16 protein-coding genes are annotated in these 24,308 nt (G+C 50.5%); all 16 read right to left on the reverse strand.

Annotation, left to right across the window (positions count from 1 at the left end; genetic code table 11):
* Nucleotides 1-68: 68 nt before the first annotated feature.
* Entirely contained in the window at nucleotides 69-881 is an 813-nt protein-coding gene (locus ACQ76X_RS17590) for a PfkB family carbohydrate kinase (RefSeq protein WP_438495230.1), read from the reverse strand.
* A gap of 15 nt (nucleotides 882-896) precedes the next feature.
* On the reverse strand, nucleotides 897-1,865 hold the full coding sequence (locus tag ACQ76X_RS17595) for an SIS domain-containing protein (protein ID WP_438495231.1): 969 nt from the start codon (nucleotides 1,863-1,865) through the stop codon (nucleotides 897-899).
* 212 nt (nucleotides 1,866-2,077) lie between these two features.
* On the reverse strand, nucleotides 2,078-2,572 hold the full coding sequence (locus ACQ76X_RS17600) for a DedA family protein (protein WP_438495232.1): 495 nt from the start codon (nucleotides 2,570-2,572) through the stop codon (nucleotides 2,078-2,080).
* Between the two features lie 7 nt (nucleotides 2,573-2,579).
* Nucleotides 2,580-3,104 carry a CDP-diacylglycerol--serine O-phosphatidyltransferase gene (pssA, locus tag ACQ76X_RS17605; protein ID WP_076114417.1) on the reverse strand — a complete coding sequence of 175 codons (525 nt, stop codon included), beginning with the start codon at nucleotides 3,102-3,104 and terminating at the stop codon, nucleotides 2,580-2,582.
* Between the two features lie 41 nt (nucleotides 3,105-3,145).
* Nucleotides 3,146-4,903: an ATP-binding protein gene (locus tag ACQ76X_RS17610; RefSeq protein ID WP_438495233.1), complete on the reverse strand. Its 1,758-nt coding sequence runs from the start codon at nucleotides 4,901-4,903 to the stop codon at nucleotides 3,146-3,148.
* The gene (locus ACQ76X_RS17615) at nucleotides 4,900-5,580 is read right to left on the reverse strand and encodes a response regulator transcription factor (protein ID WP_438495234.1); all 681 of its coding nucleotides are present in this window, start codon (nucleotides 5,578-5,580) and stop codon (nucleotides 4,900-4,902) included. Before ACQ76X_RS17615 ends, ACQ76X_RS17610 begins: the two co-directional genes overlap by 4 nt.
* A gap of 982 nt (nucleotides 5,581-6,562) precedes the next feature.
* Nucleotides 6,563-9,307, reverse strand: coding sequence for an alpha-mannosidase (locus tag ACQ76X_RS17620; protein ID WP_438495235.1), 2,745 nt, complete (start codon nucleotides 9,305-9,307; stop codon nucleotides 6,563-6,565).
* A gap of 5 nt (nucleotides 9,308-9,312) precedes the next feature.
* Nucleotides 9,313-10,311, reverse strand: a complete 999-nt coding sequence (locus ACQ76X_RS17625; protein ID WP_342436558.1) for a glycoside hydrolase family 130 protein — start codon at nucleotides 10,309-10,311, stop codon at nucleotides 9,313-9,315.
* 27 nt (nucleotides 10,312-10,338) lie between these two features.
* Entirely contained in the window at nucleotides 10,339-11,658 is a 1,320-nt protein-coding gene (locus ACQ76X_RS17630; RefSeq protein ID WP_438495236.1) for a glycoside hydrolase family 125 protein, read from the reverse strand.
* A gap of 24 nt (nucleotides 11,659-11,682) precedes the next feature.
* A complete protein-coding gene (locus ACQ76X_RS17635; protein ID WP_438495237.1) occupies nucleotides 11,683-14,793 on the reverse strand; it encodes an alpha-mannosidase in 3,111 nt (1,036 codons plus the stop codon).
* 2 nt (nucleotides 14,794-14,795) lie between these two features.
* Entirely contained in the window at nucleotides 14,796-17,090 is a 2,295-nt protein-coding gene (locus tag ACQ76X_RS17640) for a glycoside hydrolase family 3 N-terminal domain-containing protein (RefSeq protein ID WP_438495238.1), read from the reverse strand.
* Between the two features lie 31 nt (nucleotides 17,091-17,121).
* The gene (locus ACQ76X_RS17645; protein WP_438495239.1) at nucleotides 17,122-18,039 is read right to left on the reverse strand and encodes a carbohydrate ABC transporter permease; all 918 of its coding nucleotides are present in this window, start codon (nucleotides 18,037-18,039) and stop codon (nucleotides 17,122-17,124) included.
* A 38-nt stretch (nucleotides 18,040-18,077) separates the two neighbouring features.
* On the reverse strand, nucleotides 18,078-19,004 hold the full coding sequence (locus tag ACQ76X_RS17650) for an ABC transporter permease (RefSeq protein ID WP_438495240.1): 927 nt from the start codon (nucleotides 19,002-19,004) through the stop codon (nucleotides 18,078-18,080).
* 92 nt (nucleotides 19,005-19,096) lie between these two features.
* A complete protein-coding gene (locus tag ACQ76X_RS17655; protein WP_438495241.1) occupies nucleotides 19,097-20,617 on the reverse strand; it encodes an ABC transporter substrate-binding protein in 1,521 nt (506 codons plus the stop codon).
* Between the two features lie 164 nt (nucleotides 20,618-20,781).
* Nucleotides 20,782-22,299 (reverse strand): response regulator, encoded by a 1,518-nt coding sequence (locus tag ACQ76X_RS17660; protein WP_438495242.1) that lies wholly within the window; start codon nucleotides 22,297-22,299, stop codon nucleotides 20,782-20,784.
* Entirely contained in the window at nucleotides 22,292-24,121 is a 1,830-nt protein-coding gene (locus tag ACQ76X_RS17665; RefSeq protein ID WP_438495243.1) for a cache domain-containing sensor histidine kinase, read from the reverse strand. Before ACQ76X_RS17665 ends, ACQ76X_RS17660 begins: the two co-directional genes overlap by 8 nt.
* Nucleotides 24,122-24,308: the final 187 nt, after the last annotated feature.

Genomic DNA, 24,308 nt, shown 5'->3' on the forward strand with positions numbered 1-24,308 from the left:
CGTTATATCACTCTTTCCTTAGAGTAACAAACGATTCTCTTTTTCACAAGCAAAGATAAGTGTGCGCCTTAATAATGAGCTCCGAATCCAAATGAACCCTCTACCAGACAGCTCTTGGCAGCTAATCGTGAACCTTCCTTCATTGCGGCTTGAATATCTCCGTCCTTAAGCATGCTTAGTAAAAAGGCCGTAATATAAGAATCCCCCGCTCCCATCGTGTCCACAGCATGGATGAACTCCGGCGATTGATAATAGAAGGCTGCTCCATCATAGGCGATAGACCGGTCTCCGCCGCGTGTTGCAACTAATACCTGCCCCTCTCTCTTGCGTTTGGAACGGATGTAACTTTGGGTCGCTTCATCCGTCATATGGCTGCAGGAAAAGAAAGCAAAATCGGCATTACCGATATAACGTTCTACTTGCTCTTCCTCAAAGTCATCGGAAAAATCAAATGAAAGAGGAATCTTCAGACCATTCAACTCAGCAAGCAGATGCCCGGTGTGGCTGTAAAGACCCGTATGAACAATATCGAACCCGCGGATGTATTCCTTATCGTCTTCACTAAGTTCTATGGGATGAAGTCGGGTAACCCCGCCTTCATTGCTGCCGAGAAAGACTCGTTCCCCGTTCTCCAGCGTTACGCGTGCACATCCATTTTCACCGCTGTGATATCTACAGCGCGTGGTATCGATCTCCAGCTGTTGCAATGTATTCTCCACCAGCCTTGCCTCATCATCATCACCGAACACGCCGAGGAAGGCCGCATCCGCACCCTCTCCTTTGGCAAAAACACTGAAATTGAGTGCATTGCCACCGGGGTACATCATACGCAGATGAACATACTTGTCGACCACATTATCGCCAATCCCTAATACTCTCATGGTTTACACTCCCGTTCAGTAGGCTACTTTCCCCATATAACGGCGGGTTTCCAGCGGATGATTTCTTACTTCGGCCAGAGCCTCGCGGTAGACGCAGATAATACTGTAGAACAATACCGGATTAAAGAATTCCACGACTTCATCGGCAATAACACCTAAGCCAAGCTCTTTAGCATCAATCACTTCGACTTTTTCAGCATATTGATTCAGGAAGGTGCGTGCGCGTTCATCCAACTCACGGGTGCGGCCTTCATTAATCATTAAGATGAATGGAGTTTCTTTGTCGGTCACTTCGAAGGGACCATGGAAGAATTCGCCGGAGTGGATAGCCGCTGCATGAAGCCACTGCATTTCCATCAGAGAGCAGATCGCAAAACCGTAAGCATGACCATACGAAGCTCCGCTTGTCAGGATATAATATAACTCTTCGTTGCGGTACTTTTCGGCAAATACACGGGCTCGTGGAGCAACCTGCTTTTTGCCCTGGTTAATAATACCGTTAATGGTTTGCAATCCTTTTTGAAAAGCGTCAACATGCGCATAACCTTCGGAAACCTGCAAAAATTCAACAGCTAGCTCCAAAATGATCGCCATCGGATTATTTTTGACGTCACTGTCATCTCCCCATTCATACAGGAAAGAATAATCAGAAAATTTCAGCAACGCGGCATCCTGATTATGGGTTAAGCCAATAGTGTGTGCGCCTTTCTCTTTGGCAGCCTGTGCAGCAGCCACCGATTCCGGCGTATTTCCGCCATGAGAACAAACAATGACTACCGATTGTTTACCCAGACGTTTAGGCAAAGCATGAACAAACTCGTTAGCCGTATATAGACCCGTTACCAGCTTTTTCGCTTCGCTTTCAAGAAAATACTTTGAGGGATACATATCAACCAGCGAACCTCCGCAGGCTACAAAATAAACCTCTGAAATCCCCTTGGCCACTTTTCCATGAACAGCTTCAACAACCTGATGTACATTCATTTGATTCTCTCCTTTTGTATAACGTTATATAACGTATTGTTTACGAGATAAATATAACCGCTTTCAAAAAAGGTGTCAAGCCCCTTTATGAAGAAGATTTCCCTCGGACCCGGACATCACAAAAACTCCTCCTCAGAACTTGTAATTTGGCAAGCCTTGAGAAGGAGTATTATCGTTTGAATCGTCTGATTTTCGGATTAGCGTTAACATGTCTAGGAGAAAGAAGCCTTGGAACCTATAAAGTAACCAATTGAAACAAAAAGGAGTGACCAGGCCAGCGCACAGGCAATGGATATACATACATATTTTTTGAAGGGCATGGCACTAATGCCGGAAATGTAACTGGCAACATGCCTGACCCCCGGAATAAAATAGGCAAAAGCAACCGTCCAAATTCCAAAACGTGTAAACCATCCCTTGACTCTGATAAACCGCTTCGGGGTAAGCCCAATCCACTTGCCGTATTTATTCACTACCGGTTGTCCCAGCCGCAAACCAATGGTGTAGCTGATTATCATTCCTGTTATGGACCCTATGCAGCCGATCAGTACCGAAAGTGTGAAATTCAGAACCATAATGGACGACAAATACCCTACAAACAACATCAACACCTCGTCAGGTACGGGAAGTCCAAGAATTCCAAGCGCCAAAAGAGCAAAAATTGCTAAATAGCCGTAATGTGAAATTAACTCCATCATCCAAGGCATCGATATCTCACTTCCTGTTGAAGTTTTTTTTGAAAGAAGGGAAGGGAATACGACTGATCATCATTATAGACAGCATCAACATTAATACTACTATGTATTCCGGTTTCATCCGTCCATCCAGCAAAGAGATCATCGAAAGGATCACCCCTGCAGCAGTAATCGGCATCCCTACGAAACCCTTCGAAGAAGCTGATATATTAAATCTGGCCAACCGCAGTGCGCCGCAGATCAGGAAAGCAACTGCAGCCAGGGTCCCCAGCCACTGAACATTTTCCAGCTTGTACAACAAAATCAGAAACGCAGGAGCCAATCCAAAGGATATGATATCTGCCAGTGAGTCCAATTGCTTGCCGAAATCGCTGGTACAATGCAGCCACCGGGCCAGCAAACCATCCATCACATCACACAAAGCCGCTAACAATATCATGGTTAATGCCAAACTATATCGTTCTTGAATTGTGAATAGCAAAGAGAATGCTCCAATTCCCAAATTTGCCAGAGTAAACATTGAAGGCAGCCAATTCCATTTCATGCTGTCTTACTCCTTTCGCTACAGTACATGTATTGGTGGGATTAGCCTTCAAATCTAACCATAGATTTGACGCCTTCCTCGATATTTTCCACTGCATAACTACAGCCATGCATATCCAGTATCCGCTTTGCAATGGAAAGCCCCAGTCCCGTTCCACCTGTCAGTCGGCTCCGGGAAGGCTCAACCCTGTAGAACCGCTCCCAGATCTGCCCCAGTTGATCTTCGGGTATCGACTCACCTTTATTATGAATAGAGAATACAGTAGACTTCTCATCGCTCTGAACATTCACGGTTATGGTACTTCCATCTTCAGCATGCCTGATTGCATTGGTTAGAAAATTAAGAATAACCTGTTCGATCCAGCCCGCATCCGCGTATACCGGCAATTCATTAGCAGGAATTATCATCACTTGCAGCTGCTTTTCCTGCAGAAAGTGAATCAGCCTGTCCGCTACCTTTTCCGTCAGTTCCGTCAGCATAAAGGAGGTCTTCCGGAGTTTAGTCGTCCCCGACTCCAATCTGAACAAATCCAGCATATCATTCACAAGAAATCCCATTTTTTCAGATTCCTCTATAATGACCTTAATGTAGTAATCCTGTTTAGCAGCACTTACTCCATCTTCTAATCCCTCGGCAAATCCTTTAATAATACTTAGAGGCGTCTTCAATTCATGAGAGGCATTGGCAAAAAAGTCCTGCTGCATGGTCTCCATTTTTTGTTTGCGCTCCATATCTTCGACCAGCTGCTGATTGGCCTCCCTCAACTCACTCAAGGCGGAGTCTAAACTTTGTGATAAGGTGAACATGCTATTGGACAAGCTCCCCAGTTCATCCTTCTGCCGGATGGAGGGATGTCCTGTAAAGTCCAGGGAAACCATACGTTTGGCAATTTTGTTCAGCTTGATCAGTGGACGGGCTACCATTTTAGAATAGAAGTAGGACAGTATAAGTATAAATACAAAGCCTCCGATTCCGAGATATAAAAAGAACCAACGCAGCGCATCATTCGAATCCTTAACCTCCTGTAGGGAAGTTACAGTGAATAACAGATCAATATCTCCGTTTCGTTGCTGCACAGGCAAAACCATCACAGAGTTGCGGATCCCACCCCAAGGGGCTGTCCAATCCGCTTTCTGCATTTGCAGCCCTCTGAACTGTTCCACCCGGGTCTCAGACAACGGAAACCACTCGTCCAAGGCCTCAAACAGGACGCCCTGACGCGGATTCCATATTTTCAGATTAGGTAAAACGATCTCCGTGACAATACCGGAAAATTGGATGTCCCCTCCCTCTGATTCATCCCCAATGGCTGCGGCCCCTTGCTTTTTTATGCTAGTGGGGAATATGAGCTCCGGTGAGGAGACATCTCCTTCAATCAGCTGGTCTCCTTGAATGGTCAACGGATCATCCAGCTTAATATTTGCGGCGTTGAACTCATCTCCATACTGATTCATGAACAGGGATAAAGAAACAGCTATGATCTGGCCGTCTTCATTCATAACCTTCATATGAAACGGGTCTTCCGATTTCATCTTGCCATCCAGCTTCATAATAACCAGCTGCGTTTTATTGCGCAGCATGAAGCGGGCAAGCTCCTGAGAAGTCCTGCTGGTATCCCACGACTCACTTGTGTAGCTTGAACCAAAGCTCTTGAGATGCTTCTCCACGCGGTTTTCCTTCTGCTGCTGATAGAAGCTGTCAAAGAAAAACAGCTGGCTCAAAATCACCATCCCGTAAAAGCAGACAAAAAACACTACTGTCATCACGAACAGCTTAAAGGTAATCCCCCATCTTTTCATGCCTCGTCCTCAAATATGTACCCGGTGCCAATCACCGTGCGAATATAGCGTGACTCATACCCCAGCTTACTTCGCAGTTTTTTGATGTGGCTGTCCACTACACGGGAATCGCCTTCGAATTCAATCCCCCATATCCGCATAAGGATCGTATCCCTTGAGATCACGATCCCCTTATTTCGGATCAACAGCCATAACAGATCATATTCCTTAGGGGTAAGCTCTATTTCTGCACCAGCAACCTCAAGCCGATGGGCCAGCGTATTAAACATCGCAGAACCAAACTTTACGATGCTGGATTCCGGCAAATGGCCTCCCTCGACCCGTTTCATTAGCGCATTCGCCCGGGCTATCAGTACTTTTGGGCTAAACGGCTTCGTCACATAATCATCCGCACCCAGTTCAAAACCGTGAATTTTATCTTCATCTCCGGATTTGGCCGTCAACAATATGATGGGGATCGCTGCCTTTTTGCGAATTTCCCGGCACACTTCAAAGCCGTCCATCTTGGGGATCATAATATCCAGAATCAGCAGATCCGGTTGCAGTGAATCAAACCAGCTCAATGCATCTTTTCCATTATCCGCCTCTTGTACTTCCCAGTCGTTTTTTATGAAATAATCGGAAACAAGTTCACGAATGCGGCTTTCATCCTCAACGAGAAGAACTTTCTTTTTCAATATAGTCCCCGCCTTCAAACCATTTTTATATTTTCCAGCTTAATCGAGTGATATGTCCTTCATGTGTCCTTAGACAGAACAACCCCCCACTCGATTCTACAGATACAAGTCCAGATATAAAAGTGTTGATTGTGGACGCTGGTGAAACTGGGAAAGGTGGATTGAAACTAGAGCATGTCTTCAAACTGGAAGAGCTCTGGGGAAGCAAGGATTTAGTATTGAAAGTAGGCCCTAAAAGCCAGCAGCGGGTTCGTTTACTCGTAACGGACTCAGGAGGCGCTATGGAGAGTAAAATCCCTGTTTATTCTCTTTTGCGGACCCAGGTGACCTTATCTGCTCTGCATTCTATCTATAAGCGGCCAGCAGGGAGAAATAACTGCGCTGGAGTCCGTTTTCCTACTGTAACAGGCTAAAAGCTCCAAATAAGTGCAACTCGGTCCGTTCGTACTCAGAGCCAGGAATACACTTTCCGGACGCACACACACGCCTTCGGAAGAAGAGCGAAGTCTTTGAAACACCGAGGCGTAAGCCTCTACTGAAAAAACTACCTAGTGGCGAAACGCCTTTCTCCGCGTGTGATCAGAAAATGGTACTGTACCTATGATTCCTTAGGGCATACAGCAGCAGGTTTTGGCGGGGGAGCGGTTTGAAGACACGCCCTAGACAAGCCCCAAAGACAACCCTCTTAGAGAGCCGTCCGGATATTTCGCAAGGACCTGCTACCCCGACTGCTAAAATAACAGCAGTACCAAACACTACTTCAGCAAGAAAGACCCGGACGCAACCTTCATGCGGATGAAGGAAAACTATTCTTCGCGGCATGGAAAAAGTGAACGTTTGAGGCGGGTGGCTTTCCCTCACCAACAAGCTGCTGAAACAAGCGGCCAATGACAAAAACCAAAACAGCAATCCTCCAGTAACAAGAGGATCGCTGTTTTGATAAGTTTTTTAGGTTTCTAGAATGATGATGGGTTGTTTTCTTTTAGCCGAGCCCGATTCCCACGCTCACAATTTCATGTCCGCCAACCGGCAGCTCCAGCGCAACAGTGCTGCCGCACTCCAGGACTGCCGATTTGTCCTCTAGAATATTGGATTTGTAAAATCCCGTATTCGGTATATCCGTCTCCAAATGCAATTCACACGGCTTGCCCTCCATATTGAACCAGCGGATCAGCAAGTCCCCGCTGTCCTCGTTCATTTTAAACGAGGACAAGGCAGCGGTCTTACCGCTCCAGCGAAGTGGTGAATAAACGGCAGGAAGGGTTCCCGGATGAAGCTCCGCCTGGGCGGTGATCCAAGGAATCTGGAACTGATAAGCCCCGGCGGCAGCGCCGGAGGATACAACGTCTCCGTCATGCGGAATGAGCAGTATTTCCGACGTCTGTTCGCCCTGGCATTGAGCTTCCGGCGTAGGGAACCAACCCCAGTCTCCCATCTCACCGACACAGCGGAGCAGGGTTACGGCTATCGTATTGCGCCCGTCGCGCAGAATTTCATATTCATTCAGCCCAAGATTGGCTACCGCAAGTCCTGCGCCTTCTTCCGCCACATCCACGAAAGCCTGCTGATGTTGTGTATTGCTGGGGTTCAGCCACTCCGGCGCCGGCTCGTTCGGGCGTTCGGCCAGCTCGAACATGGAATCGGCGCGGTGGGTGGACGCGGCCAGATCGGTCGGGAACAGCATCCGCAACCGGTGGTCCTTCACCGTATTGCTGATGAAGCTTTCGATCTTCAGGCCTTTGCCGCCCTGCTCCAGCCTCAGCACCGTGCGCAGCTTAAGCAGCACACTTGCTGCCGAGCGCCGCGCCTGCCGCTCGGGATAGTAGACCAGCGAACGCTGTTCATCTTCCAGAAGGGAGTCGGCTGAAGCCGGAATTACCCACTCATGGGTAATTTCTACGGAAGCCCGGTACGGCGTGTCTTCAATCACGCGGATGCCGGCTGATAAGCCCTGGGTAGTGAGCGGCGTTTCACCTGCCGGCTGTCTGAACATATATTCGTTGCCGATATCGCCGGTATTCTCATAAATGCCAAGATCACGGTACACCTTGCCGCTCGGCTTGTGCGTCAGCGCAAAGGAACCGTCCGCCATGATCTCTACACGCAGGTTTGCGTTTTCCAGCACCTGTTCTCCTTGGAGCAGGGAGACCTTTTCGGTAAGAGGTGAACCTTTGCCCTCTTGAAGGCGTACCCATGCGTAGCTGCGCCAACCCAGCGCCGGAACTTCCGCAGCCTCAAAGGTCAGCTTTACCTTGCGGCACATGTACGGCTGCCGGAACCTGTCGTCCGGCAGATCATAGCCAAACGACAGGCCCAGATCCTCGACGGTGCAGGGGATTTCTGTCCCCCGTTCGTTGATCAGTACCCGGCCGTCCAGGTCTGCCGCTTTCATCCGGTTGGCCGTTACTTCCAGCGGCAGACCTTCCCGCAAATACAGGCGGGCAACGTCCAGCTCCACGCTCACCGTGCCCGTACGGCTCCAGCCGCTTGTATTGACCGCTACAAGCGGCAGGGCGTCTTCGCCAAACCCGGAGAACAGGGAAGTGTCAACCGCTTGGGTGATGGTTTGCATGCTGCCCTCCACAATGCCTTCGGCGATGTGGCGGCTTTTGTCAAAGCGGGTCACCATCTCGCGATGCACTTCATCCACGCTGCAGCCGCAGATCGAATCATGCGGATGGTTCTGCAGGAGTGTCTTCCAGGCGTAAGTAAACAGATGATGCGGATACTCCCCGCCGTGCAGCCTGGCGATGGAAGCTAGCGGTTCCGCCACCTTCTCAAGCAGCGCCTGGCCGCGCTGGTTCATCTGCTTCAGGTACACCCGGGCCGAAGCGGTATTGACCAGCGTCCCCCAGCCATCGGTGCGCTGGCTCCGCAGCTCGCCCTTGACCGTGGAGAGGCCACGGTCAAGGGCAGCGGCTGCCACAGCCCCGACATAGTCCGCAAAGTTGGAATGGACAAAAGCCGTCTGCGGATACAACCTCTGCGCTGTACGGATCGCCTCCGGCAAATCGGTTTGCAGCGGCTGATGATCGCAGCCGTTCATAAACAGCAGTTGATCCGTAGCTGCGAATCGTTCGGCGTCGGCCAGCTTCCGGTCCCAGAATACCTTCGCCTCCGCCGGATCGACCGGAATCTCATTGCCGTTCGAATACCAGTTGGCGAACAGGATGCCCAGCACCTTCGAGCCGTCCGGCCCTTCCCAGAGCAACTCAGAGAAGGAGGATTCATAACCGTCGTCGGAAACGGTGTTGTTGAATCCCGTCGGCTTGACCCCGCGCCCGAAGAATGCGTTAGTAATTCCGGCCTGCACCATGAGCTGGGGAATTTGTCCGGTCAGGCCAAAGGTGTCGGGAAAATAACCAATCCGTGAAACTTCCCCATACACGCGGGCGTCCTTATGGCCAATCTGCAGATTGCGCACATTGGCTTCCGGGCTGGTCAGAAAGGCATCCTGGAGAATATACCAGGGCCCGATAAAAATCCTTCCCTCGCGGATATGCCGTTCCAGCCTCTCCCGGTTGCCCGGGCGGACCTGAAGATAATCCTCGATAATGATCGTCTGACCGTCAAAGAAAAAACTTTTGAAGTCCGGGTCCTGCTCCAGTTTGTCCAGCAGGCTGTCCACAAGCTGGACGAGACGGATATGATGCCGCTCATAAGGCAAATACCATTCCCGGTCCCAGTGGGTATGTGAAATGATATGCGCCGTTTGTTGTTTGTTCAAGTGTGCTACACCTCAGCCTTCAAAGGGAATTCCTCCATATACTCAAGAAGCTCATCCACGGTGGTAAAGGCGAGTCCGGTCACGGTGTCGGCACAGCCGTAATAGATGGCGATCCGCCCCGTGGCCGAATCCGTCAACGCTGCGCAAGGGAAGGTTACATTCGGCACATCGCCCACACATTCATACAAGGTTTCCGGGCCGAGAATATAGTTGCGCGAACGTGCCTTTACCTTCCAAGGTTCGTCCAGATCCAGAAGCGCGCAGCCCATGCGGTAGACAAACCCGTTGCAGGTATTGATCACGCCGTGGTAGATCAGCAGCCATCCCTTGTCGGTCTCAATCGGAATGGGGCCCGGGCCGATTTTTTTGGACTGCCAGGCGGAAGCATCCCCATTAACGGTGCCCATTACATAGCGGTGCTTGCCCCAGAAGGTGAGATCAGGGCTTTCACTGTAGAAAATATCTCCGAAAGGCGTGTGTCCCGTATCACTCGGACGGCTGAGCATGGCATAATGGCTGCCGATCTTTCGCGGAAACAATACGCCGTTGCGGTTATAGGGCAGGAAGGCATTTTCCAGCTGGTGAAAGGTTTGAAAATCAAAGGTATAGGCAAGCCCGATGGTTGGCCCGTGATAGCCGTTGCACCAGGAGATGTAATAACGGTCATCAATCTTGCAAACCCGGGGATCGTAACGGTATTCCCGCGTAATTATTTCGGGGTCTCCTTGGAACACGATGGGTTCATGATTGATCTTCCAGTTCACACCATCTTCGCTGAAGCCGGCGAAAATATCCATGCTGACGGATTTGGAATCGCAGCGGAAGACGCCGGCAAACCCGTCCTTAAAGGGAATGACGGCCGAATTAAATACACTGTTGGAACTCGGTATGGCATTGCGCTCAATGATCGGATTGGCGTTATACCGCCATACGGGTGCATTTATGCCTGCCGGCTTATCCTGCCAAGGGATATTTGACAATTTGTCTCCAATAATTGTAGTCATGATCATGTCTCCTTTTCAGTTACAAGATTACAAGATTTCTTCTCTCAACGCCTGCCAGACCAATTGCGAGAACAGGCTGTTTGACCAGGCGAACCACTTACGGGTAAAGATATGCGGGTCATCTGCCAGGAACCCTTCATGCATGTATCCGGTATCGGCGTCGGTTGCTTCCAGCATATCGATCATCGCCAGCTTCTCTTCCTTGTTGTCCGCCGTTAGTCCCTGCATCGACAGCGCCATGTGCCAGATATAGCCCGGCGGTGTATGCGGACTGCCGATGCCTTTGGCAACTTTGCCTTCGAAATAGAAAGGGTTCTCCTTGCTGAGCGCGAAACGTCTCGTATTCTGGTATACCGGGTCGTCGTTCTTCACATAGCCAAGGTAAGGAATGGAGATCAGGCCCGGCGTTCCGGCATCGTCCATCAAGCTGTAGTTGCCGTAGCCGTCCGTTTCGTATGCATAAATCGGCCCAAATTCCGGATGGCGGTAGATGCCGTACAGCTTAATGCCATGGTCGACCTCCTGCTCCAGCGCCTTAAGCTCCGCCAGGAAATCCAGATCGCGGAAGACCCATTCGGCGAAATCCTGCATCTGCCGCAAGGCCACAACCGCGAACATATTGCCCGGAATGTTGTAATGGAAATCACAGGCATCGTCACTGGAGCGGAAGCCGGACCAGATCATTCCGGTATAATTGACCGGCATGCCCAGTCCGCCGTTGCGGATCGAATCCTCGGGAATCCCGTTATTGCGGGTGAAGCGGTACGGGGATTGATCGAAGTGATGCTGTTCCCGCTTGAACAGATCGGTAATGACCCGCAGCGCTTTTTTGAAATCCGCCGTGAAGAAGTCGGTCCGTTTCGTCTCTTCCCAATACGCATGGGCCAGCCGGATCACGAAACACAGCGAGTCGATTTCGAATTTGCGCTCCCAGACCCATGGCGACATCTCCGTCACATCTCCGGCATTCCAATGCCAATCATTCGCTGTTTCATTAAACGCATTGGCGTAGGGGTCGATCAGAACGTATTGAATATGGCGCTTGATCAGCCCGCTGATGATACGCTGGAGCTCGGGATCATTGCCCGCAAATGGCACATAATGAATGACCTGCTCGACCGAGTCACGCAGCCAGCTTGCCGGAATATCGCCCGTAATGACGAAGGTGGTCCCGTCCTCCAGCAGCTTGGTTGTCGTTTCCAGGGTGTTGGGAAAACAGTTGCGGAACAGCTGCCGCAGCTTCGGCCGGTGTGCCAGCTTCTGATCGGTTTCCGCCAGTACCGCCGCAATCGACGGAGGAAGCGGCAGCTCCGGCATCACAATATGAGGAAGTCTGAATTGTTCCAATATGAATCTCTCCTTCTGCCTAGTCTATGAATGAATGATTTTGATCGTCTTGATTTCGAAAGGAGTAAATTCCAGTTGGAGACTCCCTGCTTGTTCATGAAGTACCTCTGTTTCTTCCTCCAGCGCATTGGACAGGCATACCTTCGCATGCGGCAGCGGCCAGCTGATCTCCACCGTTTCACGGCCACCCGCCGATTCATACAGCCGCAGAATGCTGCCGCTCCCGTCTTCCGACAATTTGACCGTATCCAGCACTACGTGATTCCCGTTGAAGCCGATCAAGGAACCCGAAGCCGGCAGCTTGCCTTCTTCTGGTGTACATGCAGCCGCATGTGCCGGAAGATTCAGCTCGGCAGCCTTGCGCAGGGTATGGGCTTCACGCCAATCTCCCGCATGCGGGTACAGTGAATAGGTGAACTCGTGAGTGCCAATATCCGCCGTCTTATCCGGCCATCTCGGCGCGCGCAGCAGCGACAGCCGAATCGTGCTGCCCTGTACGTCATACCCGTATTTGCAGTCGTTCAGCAGACTGACGCCGTAGCCATGCTCCGCCACATCCACAAAACGATGCCCGCACACCTCATATTGCGCCTGTTCCCAGCTTGTATTGCGGTGTGTCACCCGTTCCAGCGCACCGAATGGGATTTCATAGGTCGCCTTGCTGGCCATTACATCGATCGGGAAACCAACCTTCAGCAATTTATGGGCTTCGTTCCAGATCACTTTGGTCTTGAAATCAATCCGCGGATCTTGATGGTACAGAACCAGTTCCTGCTCGATTTCGGATTGGCCAATACTCCAGCGGAAGCCCAGCACATCACAGACTTCCCCTGAGGAGATCAGCTCCTTCTCCAGCAGAACGGCCTCTCCGGCCGGCTGCTGTTCGTAGCGGCTGTCAATGTCCCAGGCGTCCCATAGAATAGGACGGTCATGGAAGAAGTGAAAGCGGTTGGCCTGCTCTCCCGGTTTGACAATCTCACGCCCAACTTGTTTATCGTATAGACTGACGATTTCCCCCCGTTCATTGAACTTCAGGCGATAATATGCGGTTTCCCAGCTATCTTCAAAGGAAGCTGCGCAGTTCCGGTCGATTTCCGCTGACTGGTCTACTTCTCTCAACCAGACCGTCTTGTACCCAAACGGGGGAACTTCAGGCACACGGATACGAAGGATAGTTTTAGTATCAATGACGAGGGTCTCCGATTCCAGCTTGGTTCCATCCTCCTGATAGGCGGACAGGAAGCTGGCTTCCTTGATCCCAGTCTGTATGTCAACAATCATGTCCCGCTGCCAGCCCAGACTGTTCAGCACCACATACGGGGTGCCCTCCCCGCGTGTATTGATACCGGCAATCACCGCTTCCATAGCCAACTCCAGGCTGCCTTCGCCTAGGCTGAAAATGCTGCGGTACTCCTTCTCCGAGGTCTGATAGACCTCTGGAATGGATGAGCCCGGGATAATATCGTGAAACTGGTTCAGCAATATCAGCTTCCAGCCCTTATGCAGCGCACGGCCCACTTCTCCGGACTGGTCCGGCTCAAGGAGGCTGCCTGCCAGTGTCTGCCACAATTCCGCTTCCCGGTACAGAATTTCAGCTTTGCGGTTATTGCGCTTATTCCGGGAGTGTGTCGTATACGTTCCACGGTGCAGCTCCAGATACAGGTCTCCCTGCCAAGAAGGTAGCTCCGGCCGGGCTTGCTCAATTCCCGCGAAAAATCCGGCCGCGGTGCTATAAGCTGAAGCTGGCTGACCTACCATCAGCTCGGAACGGTCAATATATTCCAGCATCTCTCTAGTAACCCCGCCGCCTCCGTCGCCATGCCCGTACAGCAGCATTTGCTCGCTGTGGGCTGACTTTTCACGGTAAGACTGCCAGTGGTCATGGATATCCTTAGGCAGGGTGTTCTCATTCACACCATGGTTCATATAAGAGAGCATCGAGGTGCCGTCAATACCGACCCAATGGAACAAATCGTAGGGGAACAGGTTCGTATCATTCCAGCCGAGCTTGGTCGTCATGAAATAACGCACTTTGCCGTGTTTCAATATTTGCGGCAGCGAAGCGCAATAACCGAAGGTGTCCGGCAGCCATTCAATCTCGGAGTGTTGTCCGAACTCCTCCTGATAGAAACTCTGGCCGTAGAGCATTTGACGCATCAGGGATTCGCCGCTGGGAATGTTCAAATCCGGCTCTACCCACATGCCCCCTACCAGTTCCCAGCGTCCTTCCCGAATCCGCTCCTTCACTTTGCTGTACAGTTCAGGATCATTCTCTTTCAGATAAGCAAAAAGCTGGGGCTGGCTCTGGGCATAGCGGTAATGCGGATATTCCTCCATCAGCGAATGCACTGTCGAGAAGGTCCGGCTGGCCTTGCGGACGGTTTCCCGCTTTGGCCACAGCCAGGCGATATCAATGTGCGACTGCCCTACCATATGAATCATGCCTTCACTGTTGCCGCCGATTTTCCGGACACTTTCGATCAGTGCTTGTTCGATGCCGCCGATCAGGCTGCCGTCCTTTACCTCTTCAAGGTGCAACAGGACAAATGAATCCATGGCCCGGTTCAGCGCCTCCATTAAGCGGGCACGCCGGAAATCCTGCTCCGGCAGCAGCAGCGCCGAATCACGGATTACGGTCGCAGTATACATTAAGGACTGCACAGGCCGGTTAACCCTCACCAGCGTGGTGGTGATGGAACGGATCGGCGGCTGTATTACCGCCTGCTTGTTCAGCGGATCGTCGGGCTCCGGAATGGGATCATACAATTCAATCTCCAGCTTCGGACTTCTTCCGGCCACCTCCGGATTCAATGTTGCGAAGGTATGGTTGCGGTCCAATCCCTGCCAGGACCTTCCGTTAAGGCGCAGCAGGCCTTCTCCGCCGGATTGGAAGATGAGTCCGATTCCCTTTGCGGGCCATTCCGGAGGGATTTCCAAGGTGGTGCGGAGAATATACGTCGTCCCCTGCACACTGGGAAACAATCCAAAGGATTCACTGCCCGGGAACACCTGCAGCGTGTCATAATCTCCCGGCTGCCGATATTCCGTTGAGTACACCTGCCAATCCTCAATGGCCTTGTATTCAAGCCATTGCCGCTCAGCCAATTCGCGGATAAACCGATTGATTCGTTCCATGTCTATTCCTCCACCACCGCAAGTTCAATATTGAGCGTATCGTTGACATTTCTGCCAACTCCAATTCTGAATATTCCCGGTTCAACCACTGGTGTGTACTCCGGTCCGATATAGCTCAAGTGCTCGGCGTTGACCGTAAAAGCAACCACTTGCTTTTCACCCGGCTCCAGGCAGATTTTGCGGAATCCTTTCAATTGCTTGGCCGGTCGGGTTACCTTGCTGACAAGATCAGAAATATACAGCTGAACCACTTCCGCTCCGCTACACCGGCCGGTATTTTCCACTTCCACCGTCACTTCGGCAGTCCCGTCCGCGTGAATAACAGCGGGCTCTGCCCGCAAATTCGTATAACTGAATTCGGTGTAGCTTAGCCCGAAGCCGAAGGGATATTGCGGCTGCGAATCTGCCTCCAGATAACGTTTGCCGCGGGACCGTTTGCCCAGATAGTGAACGGGAAGTTGCCCTGCATCCTTCGGGACGGATACAGTCAGCCGCCCCGAAGGGTTCACATCGCCGAATAGAATATCCGCGATAGCATGGCCGCCTTCCTGTCCCGGATACCAGGCTTCAAGAATCGCATCCGCCTGCTCATCTATCCACGGCTCGGCGATGGGCCGGCCATTGATATAGACGACCACTATAGGTTTGCCGAGAGATTTCAGCCGCTTCACAAGTTCCCGTTGAACACCGGACAGTTGAAGCGACATCCGGTCAATGCCTTCACCGCAGTCCATGTCGCTGAGTACATTGTGCGTAACCTTGGAGGCTCCGGTTCTTAAATCAATACTTCCTTCGCCAAAGTCCCGGGCGCTGGACCCGCCCAGTGCGAGGATAATCGTATCCGCCCCGGCCGCCGCCTCCACTGCAAAGTCAAAACCTTCGGTGGAATGGTCTTTGATACGGCAGCCCGGCGCGTATCTTACCCGCTCCGGCTCTGCCGAGAGCTTATGCCGGATGCCATCCAGAACGGTTGCCACTTTGGATGGAGGCTGCGGCGAGGTGTAATCGCCGAGCTGATTATAGCCGGCATCAGCGTTGGGTCCGATGACAGCGACCGTGCCTCCGCGTTTGGACAGCGGAAGGACACCGTTATTTTTCAGCAGCACAATACCTTCTGCGGCGATCGTACGCGCCAAACCGGCATGCTCTGGACTGCCAATGACCCGCTCCGCCCGATCAGGATCGGCGAACGGCTGTTCAAACAGGCCCAGCCGGAATTTCAGGTCCAGCACACGGGCAGCGGCTTCATCCAGCAGCGACTCTTCCAGACGGCCGGAAGTGACGGCCTGCAGCAGATGACGGCCAAACATCTCGCCAGACATCTCCATATCAATACCGGCCCGAATGGCCTGCACAGCAGCCTCTTCACCGTCCGCTGCCGTATCATGGCCGGAAGCCAGCATGTCAATGGCACCGCAATCGGTGATGATCATGCCGTCGAATTCCCATTCTCCACGCAGCACGTCCCGCAGCAGCTCAGTATTGCTGGTGCAAGGCACTCCATCAATTTCGTTGTAGGCAGGCATGATTGACACGGCACCGGCTGCGACTGCCTTGCGGAAGGGATACATATCCACTTCCAGAAGCTCTCTCTTCCCCATATGCACGGGACCTGCATTCCTGCCGCCCTCCGAGCTGCCATAGGCAACAAAATGCTTCAGCGTAGCGCCAACACTGGATTCGCTATCCAGTGCATCGCCCTGCAGCCCTTCAACGGAAGCGGCGGCGAACTCGCCGATAAGATAAGGGTCCTCTCCAAAACATTCCTCGGTGCGGCCCCAGCGGGGATCACGCACCACATCTAGCACCGGCGAATACGTAATTGTTCCGCCTTGGGCGCGGGTCTCCAGCGCGGTTACCCGGCACATCTCCCTGTATAAATCGACATTCCAAGTGCTGCCGAGAAGCAGCGGAACGGGAAATACGGTTGCGCCAATAGCCATATGTCCATGGGAACACTCTTCCCCGATCAGCATGGGAATTCCGAGCCGGGAATGCTCCAGCACATAGCTCTGAATGGCATTTACCGCCTCGGCCCCGGCACGCGGGCTCAGTCCTGTCTCCAGCGTAACACCGGTCCAGGGGTCGGCCCGCAGGGTTCCGTACAAGGAGCCGATGCCGCCTTCCCGGACTTGACGTTTAAAGCTTTCGTCCAGCTCTACTCTGCCTTCTGTATATTCATAGGTCTGCCAGCCGAAAAGTTGAATCAGCTGGCCCACCTTCTCCTCCAGCGTCATCAGCCCCAGCAGGTGCGCTGTCCGCTCCTTAATCGGCTTCGTACGGTCTTTGTAAATCATTTTGTCCCCACACCCGCTCTCCTGTTCTGTCTTATTCTTTAACTGCACCTACGGTAAGTCCTTGGATGAAATAACGCTGGAAGAATGGATATGCAAAAATGATCGGACCTGTGGCAAGCACCACCATGGCCATACGCGATGTATCCTGAGGCATCGACCGCAGCGCCTCCAGACTTAGCGAACTGTTTTGCGAGTTTTGCAGGATAAATTGCATGCTGGTCTCAATCCGCATCAGCATCGACTGCAGCGGCACCAGATCGGGATTATCAATATAAAGCAAGGCGTTGAACCAGTCGTTCCAGTACCCGAGCGTGCTGAACAGTGCAATCGTAGCCAGACCGGGCAGCGACAGCGGCAGAACAAGGGTAAGGAACACCCGGAATTCGCCGGCCCCGTCGATTTTCCCGGACTCAATAATGGCATCCGGCACGCTGGTGCTGTAGAAGGTACGCAGAATCATAATATAAAAGGCATTGACGGCCAGCGGCAGAATCAAAGCCCAAATGCTGTCCTTCAACCCAAGAAACTGGGTCACGACAATATAGGTTGGCACCAGCCCCCCGTTAAACAGCATCGTGAAGAAGGCGAAGAACGCGAAGAAATTGCGGTATTTAAAGCTTTTACGTGAAATGGCATAGGCGTACAGCGCAATAAACAGCAGGCTGACAATGGTACCGATCACCGTTACAAAGATAGTCACCCCGTACGAACGGAGTAAAGTGTCACCTGAATCAAAGATATATTGATAGGCACCAATGCTCCATTTAGAGGGGATTAACTTGTAGCCCTCCCGGGCAAGCGCTCCTTCATCGGTGAACGAGATGATCACCACAAACAGAAACGGAAAAATACAAAGAAAAGCAAAAGCGCCGGCAATGCAATTAAAAATGATGTTCCATCCTTTAGACAGCTCATGGAAGTTGCGCGCTTTAGCAGGATTTACAGACATAGGATTCCCTCACTTTCCTTCATTGACCTTTCATTAACCTAGAATAAGGCACTGTCCTTATCGAATCTCCGCACGATGTAATTGGAGGTAATGACCAGAACAAAACCAACCACTGATTGATACAAGCCCGCAGCTGTGCTCATGCCGATCTCACCGGTCGTCTTGAGTCCGCGGTACACATACGTATCGATAACATTGGTCACGCTGTAGAGCGTCCCCGAATCTCTTGGCACTTGATAGAACAGTCCGAAATCCGCATAAAAAATCTTCCCGATCGCAAGCAAGGTCATAATGGTGATAATCGGACTGAGTAGCGGGAGCGTGATGTTGCGGATCTGCTGGAATTTGCTTGCTCCGTCGATCATCGCCGCTTCGTACAGTGACTTGTCAATGCCCATGATCGCGGCCAGATAGACCACGCTGTTATACCCTACTGCCTTCCACAAGTACACGAAGATAAGAATGAAAGGCCAGTATTTCGATTCCGAATACCATGAAATGTGGCTTCCGAATATTTCGTTCAGCAGTCCCCGCTCCGAGCTAAGGAAGCTGAAAGCAAAATAACCCACGACCACCCAGGACAGAAAATACGGCAGGAACATTCCCGTCTGATACAGCTTGGCCAGCTTTTTATTGGCAATCTCAGAGAGCACTACCGCCAGCAGCACCGATAAGATCAGTCCCACCACGATAAAAGCCATATTATACAACAGTGTATTGCGTGTAATCAGATACGCATCGTTCGTGGTGAATAAGAACTTGAAGTTATCCCAGCCAACCCACTTGCTGTTAACGATGCTGGCAAAGAACCCGTCCCGGCTGAAACGGTATTCTTTAAAGGCAATGACCGTTCCGATCATTGGCAGATAGGAGAAAAATAAAAACCATAACGTGCCCGGAAGAACCATGAACAGCAGTACTTTATTTCTCACAACATCTCGGGTTGTATTTCGAATTTTACCCATAATACTTATTCCTCCTATCCCGCAAAGATCAATGTCTTCATAATCAAAAGACCGGGCTAAGTCTAATCACCCGCCCGATCTTGAATAAGTTTCTACTTATTGTTCGCTGCTTTCCAGGCATCAAGCTGTGTTTGAGCTTCAGTGATAATTTTATCCAGTCCGGCAGCCTTGAACTTTTCATTGGCTTTGGCCAGATATTCTTCCGGATCTACCGCTCCCGTCATGAGCGGGGCCCAGAATTCCTCTTTAACATTTTGTACCGCCGCGATTTCATTAGTTATTTTCGACGTATCGAAGTTGAACCCGAGCAGCGGCGCGTTAATGCCGGCATCGTTAAATTTCTTGAACTCTTCCCATTTGTTCTCAGGGTCGCCCTCGTTCAAATAGTTGATCATGATGTTGCCGAGTGAAAAAGTAGGCATATCATAGTTCTTCGCATCCGGCAGATTCTTGACCATGTTGTCGCCGACCTTCTCGTAATGCACGCCTTCAATACCGGAATCAATCATATTGCGCAGTACAGGGTCTGTGTTCAACAGATTAAGGAATTCCATCGCTTTCTCAGGATGTTCGGAGTTGGCGGAGATGGCCTGCATGGAGCCCATGACGGACCAGTTGTAGATGTAAGGCTGACCGGCTGGAGTGGAGACTACCGGATAACCGTAGCTTGCGGACCACAGATTGTCGGCCAACGGCTGGGTAGCCGCCCGGTCCGTGAACCATTTGCCTGATTTGTACAAGTCATCAACCGATGAGGTGGTTGCTACTTCTGGAGAGATATAGCCTGCCTTATAGAATTTGCGAACCGTTTTAAGGGCTTCTTTAATTTCAGGAGATTCCAGGATATTTACAACCTTGTAGTCCTTGGTGTCCATATATACGGCCATAGGCATTTTCTCGATAATGTAATCGAAAGGCATGACCGGCATAAAGTCCTTGACCATTGCGTATGGAGTCACTTCCGGTTCATTTTCCTTGATCGTTTTCAGCAGAGGCTCCAGACCTTCCATAGTTTTCACGTTGGTGATATCCAGCTTATATTTGTCCAGCAATTCTTTATTGAAGCGGAATACCTCTTGTGCCGGAAGCTCTTTATTCGCCGGAACAGCGTAATTATGGCCGTCGACTTTGGAGCCTTCAAGGAAGGCGGGATCAATCGTATCCTTAATACCTTTTCCTTGTTTATCCAGCAGTTCATCCAGCTGCATAAACGCACCTTTACGTGCATTCTGCACATAATCAAAAGCCCAGGAACAAGTAAACAGAATATCCATAGGCTCGCCTGAGGCGACCATGACTTGCATTTTTTGCGTGTAATCCCCGAAATCAATCATTTTCATATCAATTGTTGCATTGATTTTTTCGAGCGTGTATTTGTTAACTTCCTCAAGCACTTTGTCTAAATCCTTCTGCGGTGCTCCAATGGTATACCAGGTCAACTCTACGGGTTTCTCAGAACTTCCCGTTTCTGTCGCGGTGTTGTTGCCCGCCTTGTTCTCCCCATTGGTGTTAGTTGTTTTGTTGTTGTTATTGCCTCCGCAAGCGCTTAACGTTAGAGAAAGCGCTAACAACGATGTCAGCAATAAGGAGAAGCTTTTCTTTTTCTTGCTCATCTGCTGTACCTCCCTTTTTATTAGCTTGGGAATCCAGACTTACCTGTTATCACCGGCAACCTGTTTCCTTAAGCTCTGTCTCCATTTTATTGAATGAAAGCATTTTCAAATAGAAGATAAACTATATAAACTGATGTATAAAATAAAGAAATAAAGGGCAACCGTTAGAGCAGCCCTTTGAATTCAGTCGGAGAAATGCCTACATACTTTTTAAATTGCTTGTAAAAATAGCCCATCTCCCAATAACCTACATTTTTCGCGATTTCATGAACCTTGCAATTCGTCGTGCGAAGCTGTTCCTTGGCTTTCTCAATCCGGTAACGGTTCAAATATTCCGCAAAAGATTCACCGACTGCTTTATTAAATAGCTGCCCTAAATACACCGGATGAATATTGAACGAATAACCCAGCTTTTTCAGGGACAGATCCTCGCCATAGGATTTCTCGATGTAGTTCAGCACCTGATTGACCACCGGGCTTTTCACCTCGCGCTCCAGCAGCTCAATGACTTTTTTGGCCGTATTCTTCAAAGCCACAGACAGCGCCGGGAGGGAATTCGCCGTTCTGATGGAGGTCAATACATCCGCAATGAGCTCCCGCTCCATCTCGCTTCGGATATCCTTGATCAGCATGCGGAAATACAGATTCCAATCCAGTGCGATCTCCTGAAGCAGGTCAGGCGTGATCCCTTCCATCCGCTCCTCTGACAAATACGAGTCAATTCTCTCCATTAACGCTGGCGTATCCTTGGAGATGATTAACTTCGTATACTCGTTCCAGTCCTCCGGCAGGCTGTCTTTTAAATCTTTCTTGCGCTCCTTCAATTGTTCATAATAGATTAGCTTGCGCTCCGGATGGATTGTCAAAAATTCCAGCGCCTGTTTTGCTGATTCATAACTTAGGTGAGCAGCGTTTTCCGTCTCCTCTATCGCTCCAACAGCAGCGCGAATCCGCAGATCAGCAGGACAGGTGCCGATCATTCTCTTTAGAATGGCATCCATTTCCGCAGGCCCGGCGTCTTTGTCCTCAAAATTATGTACGAGTACAAAATCATTATCGGCGTCCCAGAAGGTGAAGAACCAAGGGTTGCTCTCAGCCAGCGCAGCGGTATTCACCTGAAATGATTCCGTTTCCATCTCTGTCTGAATCAAGGCTACTTGAATAAACCGCTTATTGATCGGCAAGCCAAGCAGCTGCAGCCGCTCCGACAGTTCGTTCCGGTCAATCTGATTCCGCATCCAGCGCAGCAGCATATTATCCTTGAGCACGGATGCCGTATACTGTGACCACTCCATATCTACTCTGGAGACATTCAGCTTCTCGACGACAGTTTCCAGGGTACTCTGGAATTCCGCCAGGTTAATCGGCTTGAGCAGATAGTTCTCAATTCCCAGAGACAAGCCCTCTTTGACGTACATGAATTCATCATATCCGCTGAGCACAATCACTTTTATTTCCGGGCGGAATTTCGTTACGGCACGAATACATTCCAGTCCTGACATCACAGGCATGGAGATATCGGTAATCAGAATATCAGCAGGCACTTCCCTAAGCATATCCAACGCTTCTTGTCCGTTCTCGGCTTGGCCGACAATCTCCAGCCCGAGCAGCTCCCAATCCAATATGTCGCGCAAGCCTGTAAGTATGAACGGTTCGTCATCCACAATAAACACCTTATACATGGTTCATTTCCTCCTCGCCGGGATAGGGATACGTAATGATGACTGTTGTACCCGCTCCCGCTCCTTCTTCACTCATAAGCTCGATGCCATAAGACTTTCCGTACATTAGCTTGAGGCGGTCATGAATGCTCCGCAGACCAAACGACTCCGATTCGGACACCCCGTCGTCTTGCTCCAGATCCAGCCGAAGCCGGCTCAGTTTCTCCTCCGCGATGCCCCGGCCATTGTCACTAACGACGGCACGGATTACTCCTTCCTGTGGATAGACGCTGATGTTAATCCAGTTATCCTTCTGCCCGGTCCGCATTCCGTGCAAAATATAATTTTCGATGACCGGCTGAAGCGTCATTTTTAGTACCGGCAAATTCTCCAGCTCCTTCTCGCATTCGATGGTATACGCGAAGCGGTCTGTGTAGCGGATCCGGAACAATTCCAGGTACATCTTGCATGCCTCCAGTTCATCCTTGAACGTATACCTGGCTTTGGGCCGGACATAGGATTTGAACAAGACGGACAGGCTGTAGATCATATCACCCACGTCTTTGGCTCCGCTGGAAACGGCACGCATGCGGATGACTTCCAAGGTGTTATAGAGAAAATGCGGGTTCACCCGCGCTTCAAGCGTAGCGATTTCGGTACGTTTTTGTTTGATTTCAGCTTTAAACACCTTATCAATATACTGGTTCAATTCGTCCAGCATATCGTTGAAGCTTTTGGCGATCTGTCCCAATTCATCTTCCCGGCTATCCGAGATTCGCGCATTGAGATCCCCGTTCTTCACCTTGCGGGTAAAGCGGATAATGCGATGTGTCCTTTTGGCGAAACTGGAAATGAACATAGCCGGCAATAATACCGCGAACAAAATGCATACGGCAGCTATGGTAATGATCGTATTGCGGGCACTGCTGTACGTTTCCTCAAGCTCTTGCTTGGAGATAAGGCTGACTACAGAATAACCGGCTTGGCTCTGGGTCAGGCGGGTAGCCACCATACCGTCAAGGGATATATCCTCATCGGAAGTCATTTCTTGCAGTTCCAGATATTTTTTACCGTATTCTTTGCCGGAGGTATCAAACAACACATCATTTTGAGCGGAAAGCACAAGAATGGTACCCTTGAAATCCTGCTGATAATTCTTCATGCTCTGCCAAATGGAAGCGGAATCAAAATAAACGAGCATCTGACCAATATTGCGCAGCGATGCCTTATTACTGATGGGAATACGCACCGAGAACATCGGCGACCGCTGCATACCGAGGCTCTTAAGCACCCAGATATTCGGAATGGAAACATTGCTGGCCTCATCCAGATACATCGTATCCGGGACAAACGAATGGGCGGCATTGGTTGACACCATATCAAACTGCCTGCGGTTGCTGTAAAAATACATTACCTGCTGGTTGGCGCTATACAACATCAAGCTTCTGATATCCGGGTCATCGTCGATTTTATTCTGAAAATATTGCACAACATCGGAATTCGACTCGTTCGAGATAAAAAAACGGTCCAGGCGGTGCTCAACATATTCGCCGAAAGGATTTTCCAGCAGAAAGGTGGTGTTGCTGGCCAGATCGCCATCCCGGTATACATCCCGCATGATGTCCTGGACGGATTGGTATTTGTGCTCCACATAGTTGCTGACGCTCTCCATCGTCTTTCGTTGAATATCCATCTGCCTCTGCACCGCAGATTGTGATATCAGCATCAACATGAGATAGGAAAAAACTATAATGCTGGCAACGAATATGCAGGACACAATCAGAATAAAACGCAAAAACAAATTATCTTTAAAATACCTGCGATACAGGGTTTCTCTCCGCATAAGCAACCCTCCTTGATCTATTGTCTATTGTCGAAATCAAGTATATCATGTCGTTTTTTCTGGAATACAGGAGAAATATACCTTTCTTTGATACTGAAGAGGCGCCCGCCTCCCCTTATCGAAGCCAGGGGGGCAAGCGCCTTGATGATTGCTTCAATTCAGAAAATCCATTCCCGTCAAAGGCAAG

The sequence above is a fragment of the Paenibacillus sp. IHBB 3054 genome (assembly GCF_051594305.1).
Classification (GTDB): Bacteria; Bacillota; Bacilli; order Paenibacillales; family Paenibacillaceae; genus Paenibacillus_AQ.